At 52.7% G+C, this 24,056-nt stretch carries 18 protein-coding genes, 1 tRNA gene, 3 other RNA genes and 4 pseudogenes; 8 read left to right on the top strand and 18 right to left on the bottom strand.

The window, feature by feature from the left end:
• Positions 1 to 2 precede the first annotated feature (2 nt).
• From bcsQ to KQP84_RS21330, 17 genes and pseudogenes are all read right to left on the bottom strand, one after another.
• Positions 3 to 805: pseudogene (gene bcsQ / locus KQP84_RS21250) on the bottom strand (cellulose biosynthesis protein BcsQ).
• Positions 796 to 1,455 (bottom strand): cellulose biosynthesis protein BcsO, encoded by a 660-nt coding sequence (bcsO, locus tag KQP84_RS21255; protein ID WP_215848015.1) that lies wholly within the window; start codon positions 1,453 to 1,455, stop codon positions 796 to 798. The pseudogene bcsQ and the gene bcsO overlap by 10 nt, the downstream one beginning before the upstream one ends.
• A 518-nt stretch (positions 1,456 to 1,973) precedes the next feature.
• Positions 1,974 to 2,996, bottom strand: coding sequence for a dipeptide ABC transporter ATP-binding subunit DppF (dppF, locus tag KQP84_RS21260; protein WP_215848016.1), 1,023 nt, complete (start codon positions 2,994 to 2,996; stop codon positions 1,974 to 1,976).
• Positions 2,986 to 3,972, bottom strand: a complete 987-nt coding sequence (gene dppD / locus KQP84_RS21265) for a dipeptide ABC transporter ATP-binding protein (RefSeq protein WP_215848017.1) — start codon at positions 3,970 to 3,972, stop codon at positions 2,986 to 2,988. The genes dppF and dppD overlap by 11 nt, the downstream gene beginning before the upstream one ends.
• 12 nt (positions 3,973 to 3,984) lie before the next feature.
• Positions 3,985 to 4,887, bottom strand: a complete 903-nt coding sequence (dppC, locus tag KQP84_RS21270) for a dipeptide ABC transporter permease DppC (RefSeq protein ID WP_215848018.1) — start codon at positions 4,885 to 4,887, stop codon at positions 3,985 to 3,987.
• A 10-nt stretch (positions 4,888 to 4,897) separates the two neighbouring features.
• Entirely contained in the window at positions 4,898 to 5,917 is a 1,020-nt protein-coding gene (dppB, locus tag KQP84_RS21275) for a dipeptide ABC transporter permease DppB (RefSeq protein ID WP_215848019.1), read from the bottom strand.
• A gap of 172 nt (positions 5,918 to 6,089) precedes the next feature.
• Positions 6,090 to 7,700 carry a dipeptide ABC transporter periplasmic-binding protein DppA gene (dppA, locus tag KQP84_RS21280; RefSeq protein ID WP_215848020.1) on the bottom strand — a complete coding sequence of 537 codons (1,611 nt, stop codon included), beginning with the start codon at positions 7,698 to 7,700 and terminating at the stop codon, positions 6,090 to 6,092.
• 748 nt (positions 7,701 to 8,448) lie between these two features.
• Positions 8,449 to 8,578: non-coding RNA, RtT sRNA (locus KQP84_RS21285), on the bottom strand.
• A gap of 34 nt (positions 8,579 to 8,612) precedes the next feature.
• A non-coding RNA gene (locus tag KQP84_RS21290) (RtT sRNA) lies at positions 8,613 to 8,742 on the bottom strand.
• 33 nt (positions 8,743 to 8,775) lie between these two features.
• Positions 8,776 to 8,905, bottom strand: a non-coding RNA gene (locus KQP84_RS21295) — RtT sRNA.
• A gap of 33 nt (positions 8,906 to 8,938) precedes the next feature.
• Positions 8,939 to 9,015, bottom strand: a tRNA-Pro gene (locus KQP84_RS21300).
• A 125-nt stretch (positions 9,016 to 9,140) separates the two neighbouring features.
• Positions 9,141 to 10,831: pseudogene (eptB, locus tag KQP84_RS21305) on the bottom strand (kdo(2)-lipid A phosphoethanolamine 7''-transferase).
• Positions 10,832 to 11,036: 205 nt separating this feature from the next.
• Complete coding sequence (locus KQP84_RS21310; RefSeq protein WP_215848021.1) at positions 11,037 to 11,798, bottom strand: molybdopterin-dependent oxidoreductase; 762 nt, start codon at positions 11,796 to 11,798, stop codon at positions 11,037 to 11,039.
• Positions 11,791 to 12,405 (bottom strand): cytochrome b/b6 domain-containing protein, encoded by a 615-nt coding sequence (locus tag KQP84_RS21315; RefSeq protein WP_215848022.1) that lies wholly within the window; start codon positions 12,403 to 12,405, stop codon positions 11,791 to 11,793. Before KQP84_RS21315 ends, KQP84_RS21310 begins: the two co-directional genes overlap by 8 nt.
• A 3-nt stretch (positions 12,406 to 12,408) precedes the next feature.
• A complete protein-coding gene (locus KQP84_RS21320) occupies positions 12,409 to 13,020 on the bottom strand; it encodes a DUF5666 domain-containing protein (RefSeq protein ID WP_215848023.1) in 612 nt (203 codons plus the stop codon).
• A 128-nt stretch (positions 13,021 to 13,148) separates the two neighbouring features.
• Entirely contained in the window at positions 13,149 to 13,577 is a 429-nt protein-coding gene (locus KQP84_RS21325) for an organic hydroperoxide resistance protein (protein ID WP_215848024.1), read from the bottom strand.
• A 98-nt stretch (positions 13,578 to 13,675) separates the two neighbouring features.
• A pseudogene (locus KQP84_RS21330) lies at positions 13,676 to 14,139 on the bottom strand (MarR family winged helix-turn-helix transcriptional regulator).
• Positions 14,140 to 14,202: 63 nt separating this feature from the next.
• Between KQP84_RS21330 and KQP84_RS21335 the strand changes: the two are divergent.
• Positions 14,203 to 14,796, top strand: coding sequence for an HD domain-containing protein (locus KQP84_RS21335; RefSeq protein ID WP_215848025.1), 594 nt, complete (start codon positions 14,203 to 14,205; stop codon positions 14,794 to 14,796).
• 49 nt (positions 14,797 to 14,845) lie between these two features.
• Here the strand turns inward: KQP84_RS21335 and KQP84_RS21340 are convergent, their stop codons facing one another.
• Positions 14,846 to 15,139: an HTH-type transcriptional regulator gene (locus KQP84_RS21340; RefSeq protein ID WP_215848026.1), complete on the bottom strand. Its 294-nt coding sequence runs from the start codon at positions 15,137 to 15,139 to the stop codon at positions 14,846 to 14,848.
• 933 nt (positions 15,140 to 16,072) lie between these two features.
• Here KQP84_RS21340 and KQP84_RS21345 point away from each other — a divergent pair.
• The 7 genes and pseudogenes from KQP84_RS21345 (at position 16,073) to KQP84_RS21375 (ending at position 23,839) form a co-directional block, all read left to right on the top strand.
• Positions 16,073 to 16,791 (top strand): annotated as a pseudogene (locus tag KQP84_RS21345) (FadR/GntR family transcriptional regulator).
• Positions 16,788 to 17,792: an ABC transporter ATP-binding protein gene (locus KQP84_RS21350; RefSeq protein WP_215848027.1), complete on the top strand. Its 1,005-nt coding sequence runs from the start codon at positions 16,788 to 16,790 to the stop codon at positions 17,790 to 17,792. The pseudogene KQP84_RS21345 and the gene KQP84_RS21350 overlap by 4 nt, the downstream one beginning before the upstream one ends.
• Entirely contained in the window at positions 17,789 to 18,850 is a 1,062-nt protein-coding gene (locus KQP84_RS21355) for an ABC transporter ATP-binding protein (protein ID WP_215848028.1), read from the top strand. The genes KQP84_RS21350 and KQP84_RS21355 overlap by 4 nt, the downstream gene beginning before the upstream one ends.
• A gap of 61 nt (positions 18,851 to 18,911) precedes the next feature.
• The gene (locus KQP84_RS21360; RefSeq protein ID WP_215848363.1) at positions 18,912 to 20,384 is read left to right on the top strand and encodes an ABC transporter substrate-binding protein; all 1,473 of its coding nucleotides are present in this window, start codon (positions 18,912 to 18,914) and stop codon (positions 20,382 to 20,384) included.
• A gap of 18 nt (positions 20,385 to 20,402) precedes the next feature.
• Positions 20,403 to 21,344, top strand: coding sequence for an ABC transporter permease (locus KQP84_RS21365; RefSeq protein WP_215848029.1), 942 nt, complete (start codon positions 20,403 to 20,405; stop codon positions 21,342 to 21,344).
• Positions 21,345 to 21,346: 2 nt separating this feature from the next.
• On the top strand, positions 21,347 to 22,222 hold the full coding sequence (locus tag KQP84_RS21370; RefSeq protein ID WP_215848030.1) for an ABC transporter permease: 876 nt from the start codon (positions 21,347 to 21,349) through the stop codon (positions 22,220 to 22,222).
• A 15-nt stretch (positions 22,223 to 22,237) separates the two neighbouring features.
• Entirely contained in the window at positions 22,238 to 23,839 is a 1,602-nt protein-coding gene (locus KQP84_RS21375; protein ID WP_215848031.1) for a gamma-glutamyltransferase family protein, read from the top strand.
• The last annotated feature ends 217 nt before the right edge of the window (positions 23,840 to 24,056 follow it).

Here is a 24,056-nt window from a genome sequence, read left to right on the forward strand (position 1 = left end):
GATTAATAGTGGCTGGTGCGAATGGGGGCCTGAACTTCGCCGTTACCTACGGTGATATCCAGAATATTGGCGACGCGTTTAGCAATCAGTTCAATATCAAACGCTGCAGCGGAAGCAGGACTGAAATCGTAAACAGATTGCTGTGAGGCATTTGCTTCACCCACGCTTTCATCACGATGAACCACACCTAACAAATTATCGCCCAGGCGCTGCTGTATAAATGCCGTAACGTCACGGTTAATATTGCGGCGATTGTCGCATTGGTTCAGGACGAAATAATGTCCTTGTTTAGTATTGAGGGGCTGACCAATCATTCGGTTCTCCTCAATATGCGGCAATAATGAGACCGATGCGGTATCCGCTAACATCACCACTAAATGCATATCGGCTAATGCACTGATTGCTTTAAGCGCCGGGCCTGGGCCGGGCGGAAAATCGGCGACGATCACCAAGCCAGGGTAATTCAGTACCGTATCGAGACCGCGGCGGAGGAAATGCGGATCTTTTGACAGATTCTCTTCAAACCGTTCACGTTGTGGTTCGGTAACATCGCCATACGGCAGCACAAAAATGTTGCCGCCAGTGGTGAGAATCGACTGACTCCAGTCTGCCTGCTCTTCTGAACGCGCCACAAAGCCGCGCCCATCGTGAAGTGGCACACCAAAATGAAGACGTAACGCATTCTGCACATCGAAATCGATTGCCAGAACTTTGCTACCTGAACGCGCCAGACTCCAGGCCAGGTTGGCCGCCATCGTGGTTTTTCCAACACCCCTTTCGGCGAGCACACACAAACTAACGGCATAACGCAATCTTCTCCAATAACGGTTTCAGTAAAGTCTCTTTGGACAGGCTGACCGGTTCGCTATTACGTGAACGGAACAGCGCACCGAAACGTCCGGGCTCGGCGCTGGAAACAGCGGCAGGTGCCGCCACAGGCGCAGACGCTGCGGCAAACACAGGCTTAGGTTGAGCAACAGGTGCAGCTTGTGCGGGAACAGCCACGGGTTGAATCATAGCCGGAGCAGGCTGAAAAGCGGCGGGCGCAGGTTGAGTGACAGGCTCTGCAACCGGCTGAGCTTGAGCAAGCGGTGGTGGAAACAGTGAAGACAAACCCGATGTGGGCGCGGCAACAGGTGCAACCGACGCGTTAGGCGTTAGGCTATCCAGAATTGAGCCACGTGCCGAGGAAGGCGTCGCCAATCCAGCAGGGCGCGACGTCACGCCTTGCGCGGGATCGCTGAATTCGTCACCACGAATCGGCTGCGGCTGCGGCAGATCGATACGCTGATTGCTATCAAAAGGGGTGGTTTGGTCATCTTTTGCCAACTGGCGAATCAATGCCCATTTACTCTGTTCCGCCGCTTCCTGCGTCTGGCCAGACATATCTTTAAAGGCGATATCGAGCGTCTGCGTCTTCTCTTTAAAACGCTGTAAATCATCGTAATTCTTCATTGGCCGTGGCCTACAACAAGGGGGAATTATCCTGGAATATATCACATCCCTTTAAACACAGTGAGATAAATCTGATTACAAAAACAGCACATTCAATAAAAGAGTTTAATCAGATAGATTGAAATTTAACGATAAAACGCGGTTGTTAACTGTTTATGCCTGGAAATTAATAAGATAGCCTTAAGTTAAATCAAGCAACATAACATTAACAAAACTGTGTAGTCATTCATCCGACCTTGAGCTGGCACGACCAACGTTGTTAACAGCGCTTTTAGTCCCAAATACTGACTAAATTCAGACTGACTCTTAACGTTAAACAGACGTTATTAGCTGAGATTGACTGCGTTATGGCAGGTTAACTCTTTCGCTGTTTTGCCGGCAAGTTTACCAAGGGTTAATCTTCATAAATGATTTTCACGGCTTTTGGCTTGTCATGTCGGGCGGGAAACAGCTCTGTTGAGGGTTTTGGCGGAAAACGGGCTTAAAAAAAGGCTCCAGAAGGAGCCTTATTACTTTGATTAACTGACTTTTTCAGCCGCGCCGACCGGTTGATTTTCATCCTGGTCGACAGCGAAGCAGGCAATTTGCTGTTCGCCATACAGCTTCAGCTTCGGCTGCAACTGTACGCAAGTGCCGAAACGACGACGGCAGCGCGCGTTAAAGGCGCAGCCCGGCGGCGGACTCAGCGGACTTGGCAATTCACCGGTCAGTTTGATGCGCTCGCGGCGATCGTCTGGATTGAGACGCGGCGTCGCCGATAACAGCGCCTGGGTATACGGATGGCGCGGGTTTGAGAAAATCGCCTCTTTACTGCCCTTCTCGACACAACGTCCGAGGTACATCACCATGACTTCATCAGCAATGTGCTCCACCACTGACAAATCATGCGAAATAAAGACATATGACAAACCCATGTCCTGCTGCAGATCCATCATCAGGTTCAGCACCTGAGCACGCACTGAAACGTCGAGCGCCGAAACCGGTTCATCAGCGATCAGCACATCGGGATCGAGCATCAAGCCACGCGCAATGGCGATACGCTGACGCTGGCCGCCCGAGAACATATGCGGGTAGCGATCGTAGTGTTCTGTTTTCAGGCCGACCTTCGCCATCATCTCCAGCGTTTTTTCGCGGCGCTCCGCTTTAGTCAGTGAAGTGTTGATCACCAGTGGCTCTTCAAGAATCTGACTGACTTTTTTGCGCGGATTGAGCGAACCGTAAGGATTCTGGAACACAATCTGGATTTTCTGTCGACGCAGCTTCTGTGCCTGCGGATCGTGCTTCAACAAATCCTGGCCATGCCAGTAAAGTTGCCCTTCGGTTGGCGTCTCGATCATCGTCAGCAAGCGGCCCAGCGTGGATTTACCACAGCCCGATTCGCCCACCACAGCCAATGTTTTGCCGCGTTCGAGATTGAATGAAACCCCATCCAGCGCTTTAACCAGACGTTCCTGACCGAAAAGTCCTTTTTTCACGGGGTAGTGTTTTTTCAGGTCAATGGCCTGCAGCAGGTAATCCTGCTTGGTTTTCTCAAGACTCATAAGTTGGTCTCCCGGCATCGTCCAGCGGATAGTGACATTTGGACTGACGCCCTGGAATATCGCGTAATTCAGGCTCTACCTGACGGCAATGATCGGTGGCATAAGGACAGCGTGGATTGAGCAGGCAGCCGAGCGGACGATCATATTTACCCGGCACCACGCCAGGCAATGACGCCAGACGCGCTTTATCCGCCGCAAACTCCGGCAGCGCACGCAGCAAGGCTTGCGTATAAGGATGGCGAGGCGCTTTAAAGATGTCCGTCGCTTTCCCGCTTTCCACCACCTGACCGGCATACATCACAATAATGTGATGTGCAGCTTCAGCCACCAGCGCCAGATCGTGTGTAATCAGGATCAACGCCATGTTTTCCTGCTGCTGCAACTCCAGCAGCAGCTCAATGATTTGCGCCTGAATGGTTACGTCGAGCGCGGTCGTTGGCTCATCGGCAATCAGCAGTTTTGGGCGACAGGCAATTGCCATCGCAATCATGACGCGCTGGCTCATCCCACCCGACAGCTGATGCGGATAAACATCCAGACGCGAAGCGGGATCGGGAATGCCGACCTGATTCAGCAGATCAATGGCACGCTGACGTCGCGTTTTCTTGTTGCCACCCTGATGCACTTTAATCGCTTCCATAATCTGAAAGCCCACGGTGTAACACGGGTTCAGGCTGGTCATCGGGTCCTGAAAAATCATCGCCACTTCCGCACCCACCAGCTGGCGGCGCTCTTTCTCGGAGATGCGCTTCAGGTCGCTCTGATTAAACTCGAGCTTCTCAGCCATGACTTTGCCGGGAAAGTCGATCAGCCCCATAATGGCCAGCGAGCTTACCGATTTACCTGAACCGGATTCACCCACAATCCCAACAACCTGGCCTTGCTCAACTTGATAACTGATGCGGTCTACCGCACGAAACGGTGCTTTATCGTCGCCGAAATGCACCGACAATTTGTCTACATTTAATAACGCCATCTCGGTGCCTCTTTACTGCTTGAGTTTCGGGTCGAGTGCATCACGCAAACCATCGCCCATCAGGTTAAATGCCAGCACGGTAAGCAGAATGACTAATCCAGGGAAAGTCACCACCCACCAGGCACTTTGCGCGTACTGCAATACGTCGGAGAGCATGGTGCCCCACTCCGGCGTTGGCGGTTGCGCACCCATACCGAGAAAGCCCAACGCCGCCATATCCAGAATGGCGTTGGAGAAACCTAATGATGCCTGCACGATCAGCGGTGCCATGCAGTTAGGCAGAATATTAACGAACATCTGACGCAGCGTACCGGCACCTGCCACGCTCGACGCGGTGACGTAATCACGGTTCACTTCGACCAATACCGCCGCGCGCGTGAGACGAATGTAGTGCGGCAGCGCCACGAAAGTCAGTGCGATAGAGGCATTGACGATCGACGGTCCGAAAATAGCCACCAGCACCAGCGCCAGCAGCAGACTTGGCAGCGCCAGCATGATATCCACCAGACGCATGATCGTATTATCAACCACGCCGCCAAGATAACCGGCCATCAAGCCGAAGATCACCCCAAAGATCAGTGACAGCACCACCACCAGACACCCGACCAGCAGCGACAGGCGCGCGCCGTACATCAGACGCGACAGCACGTCGCGGCCTACGTCATCCGTACCAAGGATATAACTCCAGCTACCGCCTTCCTGCCAAACTGGCGGATGAAGCAGTGAGTCTCGGAACTGCTCGGCAGGCGCATGCGGCGCCAGCACATCAGCGAAGATGGCGATCAGCAGCATAATAACGATGTAAACCAGGCCAATCACTGCACCTTTATTACGTTTGAAGTAGTGCCAGAATTCCTGAACTGGGGTCATCGGCTTCGGTGCAGCGGTTACGCTCGCGGGATCAACAATTGACATGATTCCCCCCTTATTTCTTATGACGTATGCGCGGGTTAACCACGCCATACAGCAAATCAACCAGCAGGTTGACCACGATAATCAGCACCGCGACCAACAGCACGCCGCCCTGCACCACCGGATAATCGCGGCGCTGCAGTGCTTCGATCAGCCAGCGACCAAGGCCCGGCCAAGAGAAGATGGTTTCGGTCAGAATCGCACCCGCCAGCAACGTCCCCACCTGCAAACCAATCACCGTCACGACCGGCAACATAGCATTACGCAGGGCGTGAACCACAATCACGCGCATACGCGTTAGCCCTTTGGCGCGCGCGGTACGGATGTAATCTTCACTGAGTACTTCCAACATGGCGGAGCGCGTCATACGCACAATCACCGCCAGCGGAATGGTGCCGAGCACGATGGCTGGCAAAATCATGTGCATCACAGCATCTTTGAAATCGCCTGGCTCGCCCCAAATCAGGGTGTCGATCAGCATGAAACCGGTCAGCGGATTGGTGTCATCAAGAAACACCGTGTCGCCAACGCGCCCTGATACTGGCGTCAGGTTCAGCTGCACCGATACCAGCATGATCAGCATGATGCCCCACCAGAAAATCGGCATGGAGTAGCCGGTCAGTGCGATGCCTACCGCCGTGTGATCAAAGATAGAGCCACGTTTCACCGCAGCCAGCACACCCACCGGAATGCCTACAGCGACAGCGAAAAGCATGGCGCAGAAACCCAGCTCAAGCGTGGCCTGGAAGCGTGGCACGAACTCATCCCATACCGGAATGCGGCTTTTCAGCGAAATACCTAAGTCGCCGTGCATCACACCATTGATATAGTGCAGGTATTGTTTCCACAGCGGTTGATCGAGGCCAAACATCGCCATTAACTGCGCGTGGCGTTCAGGGGAAATACCACGTTCGCCCGCCATGATCAGCACCGGATCGCCCGGGATCATGTGAACAAACGCGAAGGTCAACAGGGTAATACCGATAAATGTCGGGATGACAAGTCCCAGACGTCGGAGTACGAACTGCAGCATATTCCGGGTTCTCTCTTGCCCACGCGACCGTCGTCGCGAGGTTAGTTATTGCTTACATCTGACGATCGAGTAGCCTCGACCGCGACGCAGACTGGCTGCGCCTCTACCGTTTCCAGTAAAACAGGGAGATAAAGCCGGGGTGACGCGTAGCCACCCCGGAAAAGGGCAATGATTACTCTTGAATGTCTACCTGAGCAAAGTAGTGTCCGCCAAGCGGATCGACTTTATAGCCGGTGACTTTTTTGCTGACCGGTTCAAATACCGTTGAGTGCGCGATCATCAGCGCCGGTGCCTGGTCATGCATCACAACTTGAGCCTGCTTGTAATACTCGATGCGCTTCGCCTGGTCGGCGGTCGCACGTGCCGGTTGGATTTGATCCTCAAAGGATTTATCACACCAGCGCGAGTAGTTAGAGCCATCTTTCGCCGCTGAACAGCTGAACAGCGTAGCGAGGAAGTTATCCGGATCCCCATTGTCGCCCGTCCAACCCATCATCACAGTCTGATGTTCACCCGCTTTGGCACGCTTCAGATACTCGCCCCACTCATAGGTAACGATTTTGGCTTTTACGCCAATCTTCGCCCAGTCGGACTGAATCATCTCCGCCATACGGCGCGCGTTCGGGTTGTAAGGACGCTGAACCGGCATTGCCCACAGATCGATGGAGAAACCATCCGACATACCCGCTTCTTTCAGCAGTGCTTTGGCTTTTTCAACATCGTAAGGATAATCCTCAACGGCATCGTTATAGCCCCACATCGTTGGTGGAATCAGGTTTTTAGCCGGCTGGCCCGCACCTTGATAAACCGCCTGGATGATCGCTTTTTTGTTGACCGCCATGGTCAGTGCCTGACGCACTTTCAGGTTATCCAGCGGTTTTTTCTCAACGTTATAGGAGAGATAGCCGACGTTCAGGCCAGCCTGCTCATACAGGTTGATGTTCTTATCCTGCTTCATGCGCGCAATGTCTGCCGGATTTGGATACGGCATTACCTGGCATTCGCCCTTCTGCAGTTTTGCGTAACGAACCGATGCATCTGGCGTAATCGAGAAGACTAAACGATCGATTTTTGGCTTGGTTCCCCAATAATCCGGGTTAGCTTTATAAAGGATGCGTGAGTCTTTCTGGTATTGCAGCAGCTGGAACGGACCGGTACCCACTGGGTTAAGATCCACTTTTTCCGGCGTACCGGCTTTCAGCATGTTATCGGCGTACTCTTTTGACAGAATTGAGGCGAAGTCCATACCAAGGTCGGCAAGGAACGGCGCTTCAGGACGTGTCAGCACAAAGCGCACGGTATTCTCGTCCACTTTTTCGATTTTGCTGATCAGATTAGGCATATCCATGCCCTGGAAATACTCATAGCTGCCGCCGGAAACACCATGATATTTGTTGTTTGTATCCAGCTGACGTTCAAAAGTGAACACCACATCGTCGGCGTTTAAATCGCGCGTCGGTTTGAAGTCTTTGGTGGTTTGCCACTTCACACCTTTACGCAGGTGGAAAGTGTAGGTTTTGCCATCTTCACTGACGTCCCACTTTTCTGCCAAAGCAGCGTGCAACTCGGTTGTGCCGATAGTGAACTCAACCAGACGGTTATAAATCTGGCGTGAGCTGGCGTCATAGGTGGTGCCAGAGGTGAACAGCTGCGGGTTAAAACCTTCCGGGGAACCTTCAGAACAATAAACGAGGGTTTTTGCCTGAACACCGGCGGCTACAGTCATGGCAATCAGGCTCAGACCGACCTTCAGCATCCTGGATTTAGCCAGGGAGTTGATCATGCTTTTGCTCCATTGTGATGTGATGTTGTGTGCATTACCTGACCTCTGATTTTTTTATGCGGTTCAGGCGACCCACCTTTTCGGTGGAAAAGAGCGAAACGTTATTTTTGATTTCTCTGACACCATGGAATCTGCCAGACAACGCCGCTTCTGCTTCTTTATTGACGCATCAATTTGTCAACAGTTGCAAAGAACGTCAATACAACGGTTAGTTATTTACACAGAGTGTGAGGGATAGCAAGCAACGCTAAAAAAAACAGTTTCCGCTGAAATGCCACACATTACACAGTGTCATTAGCTTAAAAACCGTGCTTTGTGCTGGCTCTTAACTTTGACGCTAGTGATTCTCACCGCTAAAAAACAAAAAACTTTTACCGGCAAATGTTGAATAACTGAACGATTCACCGTGCGTTATGACGTTCAACCAGCGAAATATGCTGTCTCAATGGTATAAGAAATCAGCAATATGCAGCTTTCGGTCATAAGAAGAATGTGTCGCAAATTAACTACGCAGGCCCGATGCAGCAAGGGCTTGAAAGGATAAGCGGGCGATATTACAGCCAGGATAATTAACAACGGCGAATGAGGATTATTAGGAAGTTATCGGAAGGTTTGGTTTAAGCGATTTGATTAAACGGCTTTTAGGGGGATAACTCTTTTGCCAAGGCTCAAACCTCCTTCGGAGGTTCTCATCCTCTGTTTACTACAGACGAAAAAAAACCTGCTTTAAAAGCAGGTTTTCTAAATGTGGTCGGCGAGAGAGGATTACGCTTCTCGCTGAGAAGCGCCCTGCGGGCCGTTGCTGAAGCAACGTGGTCTCGCTGCGCTCGGCTCAAACCTCCTTCGGAGGTTCTCATCCTCTGTTTGCTACAGACGAAAAAAAACCTGCTTTAAAAGCAGGTTTTCTAAATGTGGTCGGCGAGAGAGGATTACGCTTCTCGCTGAGAAGCGCCCTGCGGGCCGTTGCTGAAGCAACGTGGTCTCGCTGCGCTCGGCTCAAACCTCCTTCGGAGGTTCTCATCCTCTGTTTGCTACAGACGAAAAAAACCTGCTTTAAAAGCAGGTTTTCTAAATGTGGTCGGCGAGAGAGGATTACGCTTCTCGCTGAGAAGCGCCCTGCGGGCCGTTGCTGAAGCAACGTGGTCTCGCTGCGCTCGGCTCAAACCTCCTTCGGAGGTTCTCATCCTCTGTTTACTACAGGCGAAAAAAACCTGCTTTTAAAGCAGATTTTCTAAATGTGGTCGGCGAGAGAGGATTCGAACCTCCGACCCTCTGGTCCCAAACCAGATGCGCTACCAAGCTGCGCTACTCGCCGATGGGGGCGCATGTTACTGCGACCCACCGGGAGCGTCAACCGCTTTTTACACTTTGACCGTTAATCGCCTGGAAAGCATGCAGCATGAAAAAAACACCCACGCGTCAATAAGTTCCAGGCAGCAATCATAGCGAACTCGTCTGGCTCGAAGCCGGTGCCTGACACCAGTTATTGGCCGCTTTAATGCCACCATCTGGCGAGGTATAACCCAAACATCCCAGAATGGTATCAAACAGCTCAACGTGGCGGTGCGTTTTACCTACGCGCTGCTGCGCCTGCAGGCGCTCAAAGTTACTACGATTAGTGGGGTCTTCCAGATATTTATCTGATGCCCAAACAATCATCGGCACGCGGAACTGCTCTGGTGGTGCCATTTCACGTGGCGTACCGTGCAGGTGCATGTTTTCGCTGATCGATTCGCCATGATCGGCTGCATAGAAAACAATCGCTTTCTTATCACGCAGCTGATCCAAAACGCTGTCGAGCATGGTGTCGACATACAACACAGAGTTGTCATAAGCGTTGATCAATTGTGCTTTGCTGCACGTCTCGTCAACGCCCATACATTCCGGCTGATAACGCGCAAAGCTACGTGGATAACGCTGCGAATAAAGATAATGCGAACCCTTGGTGTGCAAAACCACTAAGTGTTTGCCTTTCGGGAAACGCTCCAGCGACGTTTTTAACTCAGGCACCAGCAGCATGTCGTCGACCGATTTACCCTGATTACGCTTCTCGGAACCAATCTGCTCGCGGAAAGCGAAGTTGTTCGCGTTGACGTTATCGTAAAACCACACTTCACTCTGCATTGCGAACAGCTCAGAAGTGAAGCCCAGCTCTTTCATCACTGCAAAGACGTTCTGCTCTTTCAGTGTGCGTCCCGGTGTGTCCATTGTGCCGCCTTCGCGCACAAACATGCAGCGCAGAGAAAGCTTCGTCGCGGTATCACAGGATTCGCCACGGAACGCGACCAGGTTTTTCTCTTTAGAGAGTTTTGGCGTGGTATCACGTTCATAACCGAGCATGCCCATGTGATCCCAACGGGTGGTTTCACCGATGACAAACACTACATAGGTGTCATCCAAACCTTGCGGCGCAACATAGGTAAATTTCTTCGCGGGATCGAGCAGTTCCTGACTCTCCAGGGTTTCATCCAGTCGCGTCCAGGCAAACAGTCCAACCGCGGCCAGCCAGTTAGAAGGCAGATAAGAGTGTGCAACCACGCCGCCGTAGCTTGGCAGATCGATGTTGGTTATCTCTTCATTGGCTTTTTGCAGCTTGTCGAAATAGCGAATCGGCAACCAAACCAGCGCGACGCAAACTAACATGACTAACGTCGGTTTAAGGCGATGACCCGGCGTACGCAGCTGTTCATTGAGCGTCAGGCGAAGGTTATTTCGCCAAATCATCAGCAGCGGCAATGCACTAACCAGCACCATCCACGCCACGAAGTGAAACCCAATGACCTCTTTCGACAAATCCATATCGGTGGTCATCACCGATGCCACGATGCCGTAGCCAATCACCACATTGAAAAAAGCCATGTAATAGGCTGAAGCAACAGAGATCAGCACGATACAGGTGGCGAGCACACGATAGATTTTCTTGCCGCCTAGCGACAACAAACGCATGAGGAAAAAGTCAGTATGACAATCGCAATGACTTCTGTGGCTGCAGTCACCCAATTTATCAGTGTGGAATGCGTCAAGAAACCGTCAAAACGGCGATAAAAAATTGGTAAATTCAGTAGGATACCGATGTACAACGCCAGCAATAGCGACAACTTTTGCTGGGTTAAACTCTTAATATAATTCATGAAAAATGGTGTTTCCCTGGAGTGATGCGCTTTATCGAACGTTAGTGTGACTATCAGATTGCAGTAGAGTTCGATTAGTAAGCGCATCGGACAAGATGCAGGAGGATTCTGAACGCGTTACTGCGAGGTGGCACAGTAGAACATGCAAGAAATGGTTAGACCAGAAAATAATCAAAACTGTGAACAATTGCACACTTTTTGTTCACTAAATCCCGCTAAAACCGTTATAGCCCTGATCTTCCCAATAGCCGCCTGGATTCTGATCGGTAACAAAGATCGCGCCGATATGCTTGGCGTTCTTGAAGCCAAGCTTGGTGGGCACGCGCAGCCGCAGCGGATAACCGAAATCTGGCGGTAGCGGTTTGTTGTCAAAATCCAGGGCGAGAATAGTTTGTGGATGCAGAGCCGTGGGCATATCCAGGCTGGAATAGTAACGATCATCGCATTTGAAACCGACATAGCGTGCGGTTAAATCGGCCCCGATGTGTTGCAGAAAGGTCTTAAGTGGAACGCCGCGCCATTGGCCAATCGCGCTCCAGCCTTCAATGCAAATCAAGCGAGTAATTTGTTCGGTCTGCGGCAAGCGCTGCAATTGCTCCAGCGTCCAGGACGCTTTGTTCGAGACTTTGCCCGACACTTCCAGCCGGTAATCCGCAAGATCTATCTCCGGCACATTGTATTCGGGATAAAAGGCATTAAACCGGAACGGACGGGTGATTTGATCGGCAGAATAGGTTTGTGCCAGCTTCTCACCATTAAATAACCAGCTTTGTACCCGATCGTTCCAGCGTGACATCGCCCATAAAACTTTATCGACGCTATCGCCATCCTGTAAGTTACAACCGCTGAGCAGCGAAACGGCACCCAGCGTTAATCCGCTGCGCAGCAGCATGCGGCGTTGTAGATTGATCAGCTGTTTGTGCTGATCAGGTTTCAGGATGATTTTACTTTTGGGTTGTTCACTCACGATCTGCACTCCGCTTGCCACCGGTAATCATCGGCCACAACGTTTGCGGCACCAGGATCACCATCACCACGTGAATCACTGTAAACAGCACCAAGCCGCTCATGGCATAAAAGTGCACATAACGCGCCATATCAAAACCACCGAACAGCGCCACCAACCCGCTAAACTGCACCGGTTTCCAGATAGATAAACCCGATAGCACCAGCAGCACGCCGTCCACCAACACAAACAGGTACATCAATTTCTGTACCGCATTGTAGTCGCTGCCGCGATGATGCAGCCGCAGCCGCAATGCCGAGAAAAGATCTTGCCAGAGCGCGCGCCCACTTAGCGGTAAAAAGCGGCCACGAAATTGCCCGCTGATGATGCCCCACACCAGATAAATTACCCCGTTAGCAAACAGCAACCACATCACCGCCAAATGCCAGGCAATGTGGCCGCCGAGCCAGCCGCCGAGCGTCATCCATGCGGGAAAAGTGAAATTGAACAGCGGCGAGGCGTTGTAAATGCCCCAGCCGCTCATCAGCATGCCAATCATCACCAGCACATTTGTCCAGTGACAAAGCCGAATCGGCCAGGGATGACGTGAACCCGATGCTTTTTTCATGATTTACATCGGTGGTGTCAGACCATCTTTACCAGCAGAAATACCGCGAGCCACGATGTGACCATCGCTGGCTTTGCTGCCAAACAGCACTACTTTGCCGCCCGGCTTCAGCAAACTTTTATTGCCCGGCTCAATCAGCACCACCGGTACATCATCAGGAACCTGCACCGTTTTTTGCTTGTCGCCATATTTAACCGTCATGGTGCGGCCATTGCTGTTAACCAGTTTGCCGACCGTACCGTTAGTCATGGTATTGATTTTGCCATCGGCTGATTCGAAAGGATTAAAGCCTTCACCACTGCCGCGCAGGCTTGGCGCAAATACGTGGACTTCAAGCGCTTTCAGTTCGCCATTCGCTTGCGGTACCGCGGCGGTACCGATAAAGCTGTCTGGTTTGATGTCGCTCATCTGCGCTTTGCTGACGCTGTTAACTTTAGTTTTGTCGTTGATCTCGACTTTAATTTTATCGCCCTGACGCGTGGTGACATCCAGCTGGTTGCCGCTGATGGCATCAATGGTGCCGCGCATAGGGGTAATCACATTGTCAGCGGCTGCCGCAGTAAAGGCGACGCTGAGTAATAAGCCAGGCAGTAAGGCGCGCAGGCGTGAAGTCATAGGGGATTCTCCAGAAGAAGTTAGCAGACTAACTAAGCGTAAGAGGTCTGGATAAATAGTGTGGGAAAATCGAGGAAAAAGAGTGTATTGAAACATTACGAGCCCGCTTTGCAGGCCCGTAAAAACGTTTAGCGAACGATGTTCAGCGTCACGTCAATGTTGTTGCGGGTTGCATTGGAATAAGGGCAGACGATGTGTGCTGCATCAACCAATTTTTTCGCTTCCGCTTCATCCATCTCAGGCAGATGGATATTCAGGGTGGCTTCAATGCCGAAACCGTTCGGGATTGGGCCAATGCCGACTTCGCCTTCAATCCATGCATCTTTAGGCATAGAAATCTTGTCGCGACCCGCTACAAACTTCATTGCGCCGAGGAAACAGGCTGAATAACCCGCTGCGAACAGCTGCTCTGGGTTGGTCACTTCGCCGCCTGCGCCGCCCATCTCTTTCGGCACGCCTAATTTAACGTCCAGCACACCGTCAGAAGAGGTTGCACGACCATCACGACCGCCGGTTGCTTTGGCTTTTGCACAGTAAACCACTTGTTCTAATGACATAAATTCCTCGCTATATGCTATTTAATCGCCCACTACTTAAATAAGCGTAGTCGAACGGGTGAAATTTAGCGGGTGCGTGGCACCCACATTATGAATTCTTATCGCGAACGATTCAGATTATTGCGAAGATCGTCCAGCTGCGTTTTCAGCGCATTCAAAGCGGATTCATCACAGGCCGCCGCACATTGAATGGCGTCGGGAATGCTTTCTGCCTTGCTACGCAAGGCTCGACCTGTTTCGGTCAACGTCACCACTACTTGCCGCTCATCCTGACGCGAACGCTGACGATTAATGAGTCCGGCGCTTTCCAGCCTTTTAAGCAGCGGTGTCAGCGTGGCGGAATCCAAAAAGAGCTGCTCACCAATCTCCGAGACGGTGACATCATCTTTTTGCCACAGCACCAGCATCACCAGATATTGTGGATAGGTCACGTCGAGTTGCGTAAGCAGCTGGCGATACACCTTATTCATCGCCAGATTGGCAGAATAGAGCGCGAAGCAGAGCTGCTGATCCAGCAACAGTGGCGCTGCTTTCACTTTTTGTCATCTTGATTACTGTTCATGGCTAGAATATAGATAGCGCGCTACACAATTGCAAGCAACATATTATGCTAAGGAGTAAAAGCATGATGGATTCTCTTGAAGATCAGGCGCGACGCTATGCAACACAAGCCCATGCCGAAACGGGTCAGCGACGCAAATACACTGATGAACCCTATATTGTGCATCCGGCGGCAGTCGTTGAATTGGTTCGCAGCATTACGAGTGATGAAAATTTGCTGGCCGCAGCCTGGTTACACGACACGGTAGAAGATACCGCGACCACACTAAACGATATCAACACTCACTTTGGCCCGCGAGTCGCCGAGCTGGTAGAAATGTTAACAGACAGTGCCCAGCCGACCGCTAAAAACCGAGCGGCCCGCAAGCTGGCACATTTTCAGCACACGGCTAACGCAGCGCCGGAAGCGCAAACCATTAAACTTGCAGATATCATCGACAATACGCGCTCAATTGTGCGGTTTGATCCGCACTTTGCTCGTATCTATTTGGTAGAGAAAAAGGTGCAAATCGAATTGCTGAAGCAAGGTGACGCTCAATTGTGGCAGCAGGCCTCAACCATTATCGAAGCAGGCATTGCGCAGTTAGGTGAGCCGCCCTATAGCGTGCCGGAGAGTTGGTTCGTTAAACAAGCCGCTAAATATGGCGGCTTAAGCTGAAAAAACCCGCCAGCGGCGGGTTCTTTTGTTCTTCTCGTCTTATCAGTGCTTACTCAAGCAACTGCCTTCCAAGGTACGGGTTGGCATGAAGCAACTTCATTAGTTTCTGCGCCGTGGCTGAAGGACGCGTACGACGTGCCTCCCAACTTTTCACAGAAGAAACGCTAACGCCCATTACTTTGGCAAATTCATCAAGCTGCATACCGGTCATTTCGCGTAAGCGTTGTGGTTCGGGCATCGTAGGCTGGAGTTGAATTTCCAAATCAGCAGGACGTTTATCACGTGTCAATACAATCTGCTCAAGGCTGCTGAGCAATTCAAACATTGGGTCTTTTAATTCCATAGAGAACTCCTTAAAAACTCACTATGAATCACGTGAAAGTAGAGAGGTACGAACCTGAAGTCAGGTTCTGAAACCGGCCTGTTCAGGCTGCATCCCGCAAGGGTTTGTTTTTGTTATGAGTAAAACCATTACGGGACACAGCCTGTTGTGCACTGCTTTTAAAAGGTGTCAGAACAATGCAACAAAAGTCGGGAAGCTAAGTATGGATAGAGTCCTGACGATTTGCTGCGCAATTTATAATTTTTTTATCTATGCTTTGCCACTTTCGGCCAAAATTCACTAACCGATTGAATTTAATACGATTTAAAGAGGGTTTCTGTTGGCTTAAATTGAAAAATAATGCTTATGAATGCAGCTTTTTTCAGGCAAATGTCATCATCCACGTCAAAAGACACTAAACGGCGTTCATAACACCGTCGCATTCAAAGATCGTCTTACGCATTGTGGCGAGTCAATATTGCAATAGCATTGCAGGCTCGCATTCATCCTGTTCACAGAAGTCACTGCAATTTCCACGCCATCTCCACGACGCCTGCGCTCGCATCAACAGGCTGTCGCATGTTGCTCCCAGCGCGGGCGGTTATTCGTTTCAATGCTTCACGGATTAAGCGAAGTTTTGTCGCGCGCACTGACGTAAACCCGCGCAGTATTGCACACTTTTACAGCAATCACGCACTGTTCTGGCGCAATGCGCTTTTCCTCACCTGGTCGTTATTCGCCAGGGTAAGTAAAACAACAGGGATCACTGCAATTATTTCATTGTTATTAATCAATGGAATACCTCATTTTTACCCTTAATCATACTGAACCAATTAAAAATTGGTTCAGTTCTTGCCTACGCTACATAGAGCCCAACTGTTTAATTCATAAACAAAAACTTATGAAAACCGGCTTTACCCCATCTTTTTCTGATAGATGACAGGCGAACCAATAATGAGTGATACGCCCGAAACCTCAGCCAACTCCAGTTCAGCACTGGAAAAACTGCGGCAGCTGCTTCAGCAGCACGACAGCACACCTGAACTCGCTTTACCCACCGAGCGAGAGCTGGCGGAGCGTTTTTGCGTAGGCCGACGTGAAATCCGCCGAGCGCTTGATGTGCTGGAAGAAGAAGGTCGCATCTGGCGTAAGCAAGGCAAAGGTACGTTTGTTGGCCCATCCGCGCCGGTTCAGCCCTTGGTGCTGCACGCTTTGCCGCAGCAATCGAATTTGCTGGAAGTGATGGAGGCGCGCTTGCAGCTTGAACCCGGCCTGGCGAGATTAGCTGCGCTACGCGCCAGCAAAGAGCAGATCTCGCTGCTGCATCGCTTACTGGAGCGCATGCATCAGGTCGCACCCGGTGATGGCGATCAACATGAGTTATGGGACAGCGCCTTTCATCGTGCGATTGCTGAAGCTGCGGGCAATCGCTTGATGCTGGGTTTATTCGATGCCATTGACGCCATTCGCCGCGATCCCGGCTGGCAGCATCTGCGAGTACAAGCGCGCACCCTGCGCGGCTGGATACCTACGATGTGCATCATTTGCGGCTGGTCACGCATATCGCGCAGCGTCAGCCTGTAGAAGCCGCCGCCGCCATGCGCGAGCACCTATTAGCGCTGCAACAAGCGTTAATGGAAGCCCTTCATCAGCCCGATCAGGAGACGTTATGAGTGACGGTTCTTGCCGCCCGGTGTTGGCGGTACGTAATTTACGCGTGCAGTTTCGCGGCTCGCCGGTCACGGTGCTGGATGGCATTTCGCTTACGCTAAACGCCGGTGAAACGCTGGCATTGGTGGGTGAATCAGGATGCGGTAAAAGCATTACCTCGCTGGCGCTAATGGGTTTATTGCCTGCCAGTGCGCAGATTCTTGAAGGTGAAATGCGCTTCGACGATTGTGAATTACGTCACCTCAGCAACACCGATTACGCCAGTTTACGCGGCAATCAGTTGGCAATGATTTTTCAGGAGCCAATGACCTCACTCAATCCGGCGTTTACGCTTGGCGATCAACTCAGCGAGGCGGTATTAAGGCACCGCCGCGTCAGTCGTCGTGAAGCGATGGACGTCGCGTTGGAAATCCTGAAAAAAGTACAAATTCCCGCACCGGAAATGCGACTCAAAGCCTATCCACATCAGCTTTCGGGAGGTATGCGTCAACGCGTGATGATCGCCATGGCGCTGATCAACAATCCCAAGCTGCTGGTAGCTGACGAACCGACTACCGCGCTCGACGTCACTATTCAGGCACAAATCCTTCAGCTGTTAAACAGCCTGCAAAAAGAAACCGGCACTGCGGTTCTGATGATCACCCATGACCTTGGCGTGGTGGCGGAAGTTGCGCAGCAGGTGGCGGTGATGTACGCCGGACAAGTGGTGGAAACCGGTTCAGTCGAGGCGATTTTCAACGATCCGCAACATCCGTACACCATTGGCTTGATGGGCTCGATTCCCAGTCTTGCTGCCCGCAGCGGCCCGCTGTCCACCATTCCGGGCAACGTGCCTTTACCCGAGCAAATGCCTGCCGGCTGCCGCTTCGCGACGCGCTGCCCATTCGCTGAAACGCGTTGCCATCAAACGCGTCCTACGCTGCACGCTTTGGCACCCGCCCATCAGGTGGCCTGCTTTCGCGCGCCGCTGGAACAGCACGTCACGCTGGGAGAGATTGCATGAAACCGATTTTGGAATGCCGCGACCTGAGCAAAACCTTTGCTGGCCCCACTCAACTGTTCAAACGTAATAAACAGGTGACAGCGGTGGATCGCATCTCGTTGCAGGTAAAAGCGGGTGAAACTCTGGCGATCGTGGGCGAATCTGGCTCGGGCAAATCCACTTTGGGCCGCCTGCTACTGCGCCTGCTGGCCGCCAGTCAGGGTCAGGTTTTTTATCAGGGTGAAGAGATTACCCATGCGAATGGCGCGCATCTCAATCGGCTGCGCCGCGAGTTACAAATCATCTTTCAGGATCCGTTTGCTTCATTGAATCCGCGTATGACGGTTGAAAGCATTGTGGGTGAACCGTTGTGGTTGCACACCAAACTCACACGTGACGATCGCCAGGCGCGAGTGCATCAGCTGTTGCGCACCGTGGGTTTGCCGCCCGCCTGGGCGCAACGTTATCCGCATGAATTTTCTGGTGGTCAGCGCCAGCGCATCGGCATCGCGCGCGCGCTGGCGTCTGAACCGACATTGTTACTTGGCGACGAACCGGTTTCGGCACTGGACGTTTCAGTGCAGGCGCAGGTGGTGAATCTGTTGGAGAGCCTGAAACAGCAGTTTGGTCTGACGATGATCATCGTCGCGCACGGTCTGGCGGTGATTCGCCACATGAGCGATCGCGTTGCGGTGATGTACCTCGGGCAAATCGTTGAGCTTGCCAGCGTTGACGAAATTTTTGATGCGCCCTTGCATCCTTATACCCAAGCGCTGATTGCGTCGGCACCGCAAATGCAGCCAGGCGTGCCACGCACGCAGCCGCTGCTGCAGGGCGATTTGCCTAATCCGGCATCCCCGCCGAGCGGCTGCCGCTTTCATACCCGTTGCCCCTATGTCACCGATGAGTGCCGCCAGTTAGAGCCGATCAATCAGGTTTTACCCGGCGGACGTCAGGTCGCCTGCCACCGCTGGCAGGAAATTAATCGCGATCGCAGCGCCATTCTTATCGCGCCGCCGTCTGCCGCTTTTTTACGCCGCCGTGCCTTGTTCGAGCACGCGGTGAATCAACCGTCCTAATCTCTGGAGATATGTCGTGAAGAAAGCCCGCAAGACGTTATTAACGGCACTCGGCGGCCTGATGCTGCTCGGCGCCAGCGCGCACAGCCAGGCTGAAAGCGTGATTCGCATTGGTTTAGGTGCCGATCCAGACATGCTCGATCCGCATTTGGCGCGAACCTACTATGGCCGCTTTGTGTTTGCTGCGATGTGTGATCGCTTAGTGGATGTGGATGAACATCTGAAAGTGATCCCAGGCCTGGCGACCGACTGGTCATGGAGCGACGACGCGAAAATCCTCACCATGAACCTACGCAGCGGTGTTACGTTCCATGATGGTGAAAAATTTGATGCCAACGCCGTGAAATTCAATATCGAACGCGCCCTGACATTGCCGGGTTCACTGCGTAAAAGTGAGATCTCTTCGATTCAAAGCGTGGAAGTCACCGGCCCGCTCCAGGTTAAGTTCCATCTGAAAAACCCTGATGCCGCCTTGCTCAGCCAGTTAACCGATCGCGCTGGCGCAATGTTAGCGCCAGAAGCGGCGAAAAAACCGGACTTCATTACCCATCCGGTCTGTTCCGGCCCGTATCAGTTCGAAAGTCGCGTACAGCAGGATCGTATTGTGCTGAAACGATATGACAATTACTGGAACAAAGCGGCTTATCACTTCGATAAAGTGATTTTCCTGCCGATTCCTGATGCTTCTGTCCGTCTGGCTAACCTGCGTGCTGGCGATCTCGATCTGACCGAGGGTATCGCAGCCAGCGACGTGAAAACCGTGCAGGGCGACAGCAAACTCGCCTTAGCCAAAGTCACCGGTTTGGGTTATCAGGGCATTACTTTCAACATCAATAACGGCAAAGTCGATCCGAAAAGCCCCTTCAAAGATGCACACGTACGTGAAGCTTTCTCGCTGGCTATCGATCGCGATGCGTTGAATCAGGTCGCGTTTGAAGGGCTTTACACCCCAGCTAATCAGGCGCTGTCACCGGTCAGCCCGTATCACGTCAAGTTGCCGGTCCCAGCCCGCGATGTGGAAAAAGCCGCTTCACTGCTGAAAGCAGCAGGCGTCACTACACCGCTTAACGTGACATTGCTGGTGACGAATAACCCGACTTCACAGCAGGTTGGGCAGGTCATTCAGGCGATGGCGAGCGAAGCGGGCTTCAACGTGAATCTGCAAATGAGCGAATTTGCCAGCTTATTGGATCGCCAGCAGCGCGGCGATTACCAGCTCAGCCTGTCTGGCTGGTCGGGTCGTCCCGATCCCGATGGCAGCATTTATTCGTTTATTAACAGCAAAGGCACGCTCAACGACGGACGCTACAGCAATCCGCAGGTTGATGAATGGCTGAATGCGGCACGTCTTACCAACGATCCGGCACAACGTCAGACACTGTACGACAACGTGGTGAAACAGCTGCAAACCGACATGCCAATTGCTTACCTCTACTTCGAGCCACGTATATTTGGCCTGTCGAAAAAGGTGCAGGGCTTTAAAGCCTGGCCGGACGGCTTAGTGCGTCTGGCTGGCGTCAGCATGGCGCAGTAAATGCTTTGAGGAATAAAGATGCTGGAACTGATCGTTAAACGCCTGCTGCTCGCCATCCCAACGCTGCTGTTAGTGAGCATCATGGTGTTCGCCCTGCAGAAACTGCTGCCGGGCGATCCGGTGCTGGCGATGGCGGGCGAAGAGCGCGACCCGGAAGTTATCGCCCAACTGCGTGAGGCTTATCATCTCAACGATCCGCTGCCCAGCCAGTATTTTTACTGGATGGGCAATGCGTTACGCGGCGATCTGGGTGAATCACTGCGCACCAAAGAGCCGGTAACGTCGTTGATTGCCAGCAAGCTGCCGGTCACGCTGGAGCTTTCCTTGATGGCGATGATTATCGCGCTGGTGATTGGCATCAGCATGGGCATTATCGCGGCGGTGCGCAAAGATACGTGGGTGGATCACACCAGCAATTTTGTCGCGCTGTCGGGGATTTCAGTGCCGCACTTTTGGCTGGGTATCTTGCTGATTTTGCTGTTTTCGGTGCACCTGCAATGGTTACCCGCATCCGGTTATGTCCCGCTGAGTGAGAGCATTCCGCAAAACCTGAAAACGCTGCTGTTGCCTGCGCTGGTGTTGGGCACCGGTTTAGCCGCTACGTTGATGCGTCATACGCGCGCCTCGATGATTGCCGTGCTGAAAGCGGATTACATCCGCACCGCGCGCGCCAAAGGATTATTGGGCAAGAAGGTGGTGCTGAAACACGCCTTTCGTAATGCGCTGGTGCCGGTGATTACGCTGACCACGCTGCTGTTCGGCGAGTTGCTCGGCGGCGCGGTGTTGACTGAGCAAGTTTTTACCCTGCCTGGCTTTGGCAAAATGATTGTCGATGCGGTGTTTAACCGCGACTACGCGGTAGTACAAGGCGTGGTGCTGGTGGTGGCGATTGGCTTCCTGCTGCTCAACCTGCTCGCCGATGTGTTGTATGTGTTAATCAACCCGAAAATGCGAGGCTAATCATGAGCGAAGTGCTGACGGCAGGCGCCGCAAAACCGCTGCTACGTGCTAACAGCCGGGTGCTGAAGAAGTTTCTGCGTAACAAAAGCGCGCTGATTGGCGCGGTGATCGTCACGCTGTTTGTCGCGATAGCCATTTTCGCGCCGTGGCTGGCACCCGCCGATCCGATCAAGGCGAACTTTCTGGCGGTGCGCAAACCGCCGTCGGAACTGTTTTGGCTTGGCACCGATGAATTGGGCCGCGATATTCTGTCGCGTATGATTTGGGGCGCACGTACCTCATTGCTGGCGGGCTGTATTTCGGTGCTGATCGCTATTTTGATTGGCGTGCCGCTTGGGCTGATCGCGGGTTACTGGCAAGGCTGGTGTGACGGCATTATTTCACGCTTTATCGAAGCGCTGCTGGCCTGTCCGTTCTTGATTCTGGCCATTGCGCTGGGCGCGTTTCTTGGGCCGAGTTTGACTAATGCGATGATCGCCATTGGCTTGTCGGCGATGCCGATCTTTGCCCGTCTGACGCGGGGTCAGGTGATCGCCATTCGTCATGAAGAGTATATCGACGGCGCGCGAGCGATTGGTTTGCCGGATCGCTGGATTATCCTGCGCTACGTGCTGCCTAACGTTATGTCACCGATTTTGGTGCAGGCTACCTTAGCCATCGCCTCCGCCATTATTACTGAAGCCAGCCTCTCCTTTCTCGGGCTGGGACAACAACCGCCCTCGCCTTCGTGGGGTGCGATGCTCAACACTGCCAAAGGCTATCTGGAGCAAGCGCCGTGGATGTCGATTTTCCCTGGGCTTGCCATCTTTCTGATCGTGCAGGGCTTTAACCTGCTCGGCGACGGATTGCGCGATGCGCTTGATCCGCGTAACGACTGAATAAAAGGAATCATTATGAAAGAAGCATTAGATTTTGATGTCAGCTATCCCTCTCATCGCGCCCCAATGATGGGCCGCAATGCGGTTGCCACTTCGCAGCCGCTAGCGGCGCAAGCGGGTATTCGCATGTTGCAGCAAGGCGGCAACGCAGTCGATGCCGCGATCGCCACCGCCATTGCGTTGACGGTGCTGGAGCCAACCGGCAACGGCATTGGCAGCGACGCCTTCGCGATTATCTGGGACGGCAAAGAGCTGCACGGATTAAACGCATCAGGACGCGCTCCAGCGGCGTGGAGCCCAGAACGATTTGCGGGTCACAGCCAAATGCCCGAAACCGGCTGGGATGCCGTCACCGTGCCCGGCGCTGTTTCGGCTTGGGTTACGCTGGCTGAACGTTTTGGCACCTTGCCGCTGACCACACTGGCACAACCGGCAATTGAATACGCGCGCGACGGTTTTCCGGTCTCGCCGCTGATTGGTCAGCTGTGGCAGCGCGGCTACAAAAAACTGAAAGACCAGCCAGGCTTCACCGCGTGTTTTGCCCCGGAAGGCCGCCCGCCGCGCATCGGTGAGCTGTTCCGTAATCCAGCACAAGCTGAGACGCTGCAAAAGATCGCCGAAAGCAACGGTGAAAGTTTTTATCGCGGTGAGCTGGCGGAAAAGATTGCTGCTTTTGCCCGCGAGCACAACGCCGCGCTGACGCTGGAAGATTTAAAAAATCATCGTGCTGATTGGGTGAAGCTGCTGTCGCATCCCTTTGCTGGCGGTTCTGTACAGGAACTGCCGCCAAACGGCCAGGGCATTGCGACACTGATCGCGCTCGGCATTTTGGAAGAGTGGGATATTGGACAATATGCCCCCGATTCGCCGCAGTGGCTGCATCTTTCCATTGAAGCGATGAAGCTGGCATTGGTGGATTTAGAGCGTTACGTCACTGATGAAGATCACCTCGAATTCCCAGCCGATTTGCTGTTAAGCGAAGGTTATCTTAAACAGCGTGCGGCGTTGATTAATCCAAGGCAAGCGGGTGACTTCACCTTTGGATCACCGCAGCAGAGCGGCACGGTTTATCTCTCAACCGCCGACGCCAGCGGCATGATGGTGTCGTTTATTCAGTCAAACTACATGGGATTCGGTTCAGGTGTAGTCGTGCCGGGAACCGGCATTAGCCTACAAAACCGTGGCGCAGGCTTCTCGCTGGATGCCGATCATCCTAATGTGGTGGCAGGAAATAAACGTCCGTTCCACACCATCATTCCCGCCTTTGCGCTGGATGCTGAGGGCCAACCGCTGATGTCATTCGGTCTGATGGGTGGACCGATGCAGGCACAAGGACATCTGCAACTGGCGTTACGCATTATGAAACATAAACAAAACCCGCAGGCCGCGATTGATGCGCCGCGCTGGCGTGTGGTGCAAGGGCGTGAAGTGGTGTTTGAATCGACCATCGATCGCAATACGTTAAGTACGCTACGCCGCATGGGACACAACGTGGTGCTGGAAGATCCGCTGAGCAGCTATAACTTTGGCGGTGCGCAAGTGATTGTGCGCGATCCGCAAGGTTTCTATATTGCCGCAACCGAAAGCCGTAAAGATGGTCAAGCGCTGGTTTATTAATCGTCTGGTGTGCTGCTCTGAAAAGCGCCCAGCATTGCATCTTTAACGCTGATTATTAAGCACCTTAAGCATCCCTTCCTTTGCGCATTAGACAAGGAAGGGATGAAGTGTGGCTCTCTCCTGATCAACCGCGCGGGTTTCACGTTGTGTGCGCTCCCTTGTTTGTTCTATTCTTTAGGCCATTGTTACATAGACATCAGCCCGTTTACTGACAGGA

The sequence above is a fragment of the Candidatus Pantoea bituminis genome (genome assembly GCF_018842675.1).
Lineage (GTDB): Bacteria > Pseudomonadota > Gammaproteobacteria > Enterobacterales > Enterobacteriaceae > Pantoea > Pantoea phytostimulans.

What these genes read in the sequence shown, in the direction of transcription:
- KQP84_RS21355 (WP_215848028.1), top strand. Translation starts at nt 17,789, where the DNA reads ATGAAACCGATTTTGGAATGCCGCGACCTGAGCAAAACCTTTGCTGGC.
- bcsO (WP_215848015.1), bottom strand. Translation starts at nt 1,455, where the DNA reads ATGAAGAATTACGATGATTTACAGCGTTTTAAAGAGAAGACGCAGACG.
- KQP84_RS21335 (WP_215848025.1), top strand. Translation starts at nt 14,203, where the DNA reads ATGATGGATTCTCTTGAAGATCAGGCGCGACGCTATGCAACACAAGCC.
- KQP84_RS21315 (WP_215848022.1), bottom strand. Translation starts at nt 12,405, where the DNA reads ATGAAAAAAGCATCGGGTTCACGTCATCCCTGGCCGATTCGGCTTTGT.
- KQP84_RS21370 (WP_215848030.1), top strand. Translation starts at nt 21,347, where the DNA reads ATGAGCGAAGTGCTGACGGCAGGCGCCGCAAAACCGCTGCTACGTGCT.
- dppC (WP_215848018.1), bottom strand. Translation starts at nt 4,887, where the DNA reads ATGTCAATTGTTGATCCCGCGAGCGTAACCGCTGCACCGAAGCCGATG.
- dppD (WP_215848017.1), bottom strand. Translation starts at nt 3,972, where the DNA reads ATGGCGTTATTAAATGTAGACAAATTGTCGGTGCATTTCGGCGACGAT.
- KQP84_RS21365 (WP_215848029.1), top strand. Translation starts at nt 20,403, where the DNA reads ATGCTGGAACTGATCGTTAAACGCCTGCTGCTCGCCATCCCAACGCTG.
- KQP84_RS21320 (WP_215848023.1), bottom strand. Translation starts at nt 13,020, where the DNA reads ATGACTTCACGCCTGCGCGCCTTACTGCCTGGCTTATTACTCAGCGTC.
- KQP84_RS21360 (WP_215848363.1), top strand. Translation starts at nt 18,912, where the DNA reads ATGCTGCTCGGCGCCAGCGCGCACAGCCAGGCTGAAAGCGTGATTCGC.
- KQP84_RS21340 (WP_215848026.1), bottom strand. Translation starts at nt 15,139, where the DNA reads ATGGAATTAAAAGACCCAATGTTTGAATTGCTCAGCAGCCTTGAGCAG.
- KQP84_RS21375 (WP_215848031.1), top strand. Translation starts at nt 22,238, where the DNA reads ATGAAAGAAGCATTAGATTTTGATGTCAGCTATCCCTCTCATCGCGCC.
- KQP84_RS21325 (WP_215848024.1), bottom strand. Translation starts at nt 13,577, where the DNA reads ATGTCATTAGAACAAGTGGTTTACTGTGCAAAAGCCAAAGCAACCGGC.
- dppA (WP_215848020.1), bottom strand. Translation starts at nt 7,700, where the DNA reads ATGATCAACTCCCTGGCTAAATCCAGGATGCTGAAGGTCGGTCTGAGC.
- dppB (WP_215848019.1), bottom strand. Translation starts at nt 5,917, where the DNA reads ATGCTGCAGTTCGTACTCCGACGTCTGGGACTTGTCATCCCGACATTT.
- dppF (WP_215848016.1), bottom strand. Translation starts at nt 2,996, where the DNA reads ATGAGTCTTGAGAAAACCAAGCAGGATTACCTGCTGCAGGCCATTGAC.
- KQP84_RS21350 (WP_215848027.1), top strand. Translation starts at nt 16,788, where the DNA reads ATGAGTGACGGTTCTTGCCGCCCGGTGTTGGCGGTACGTAATTTACGC.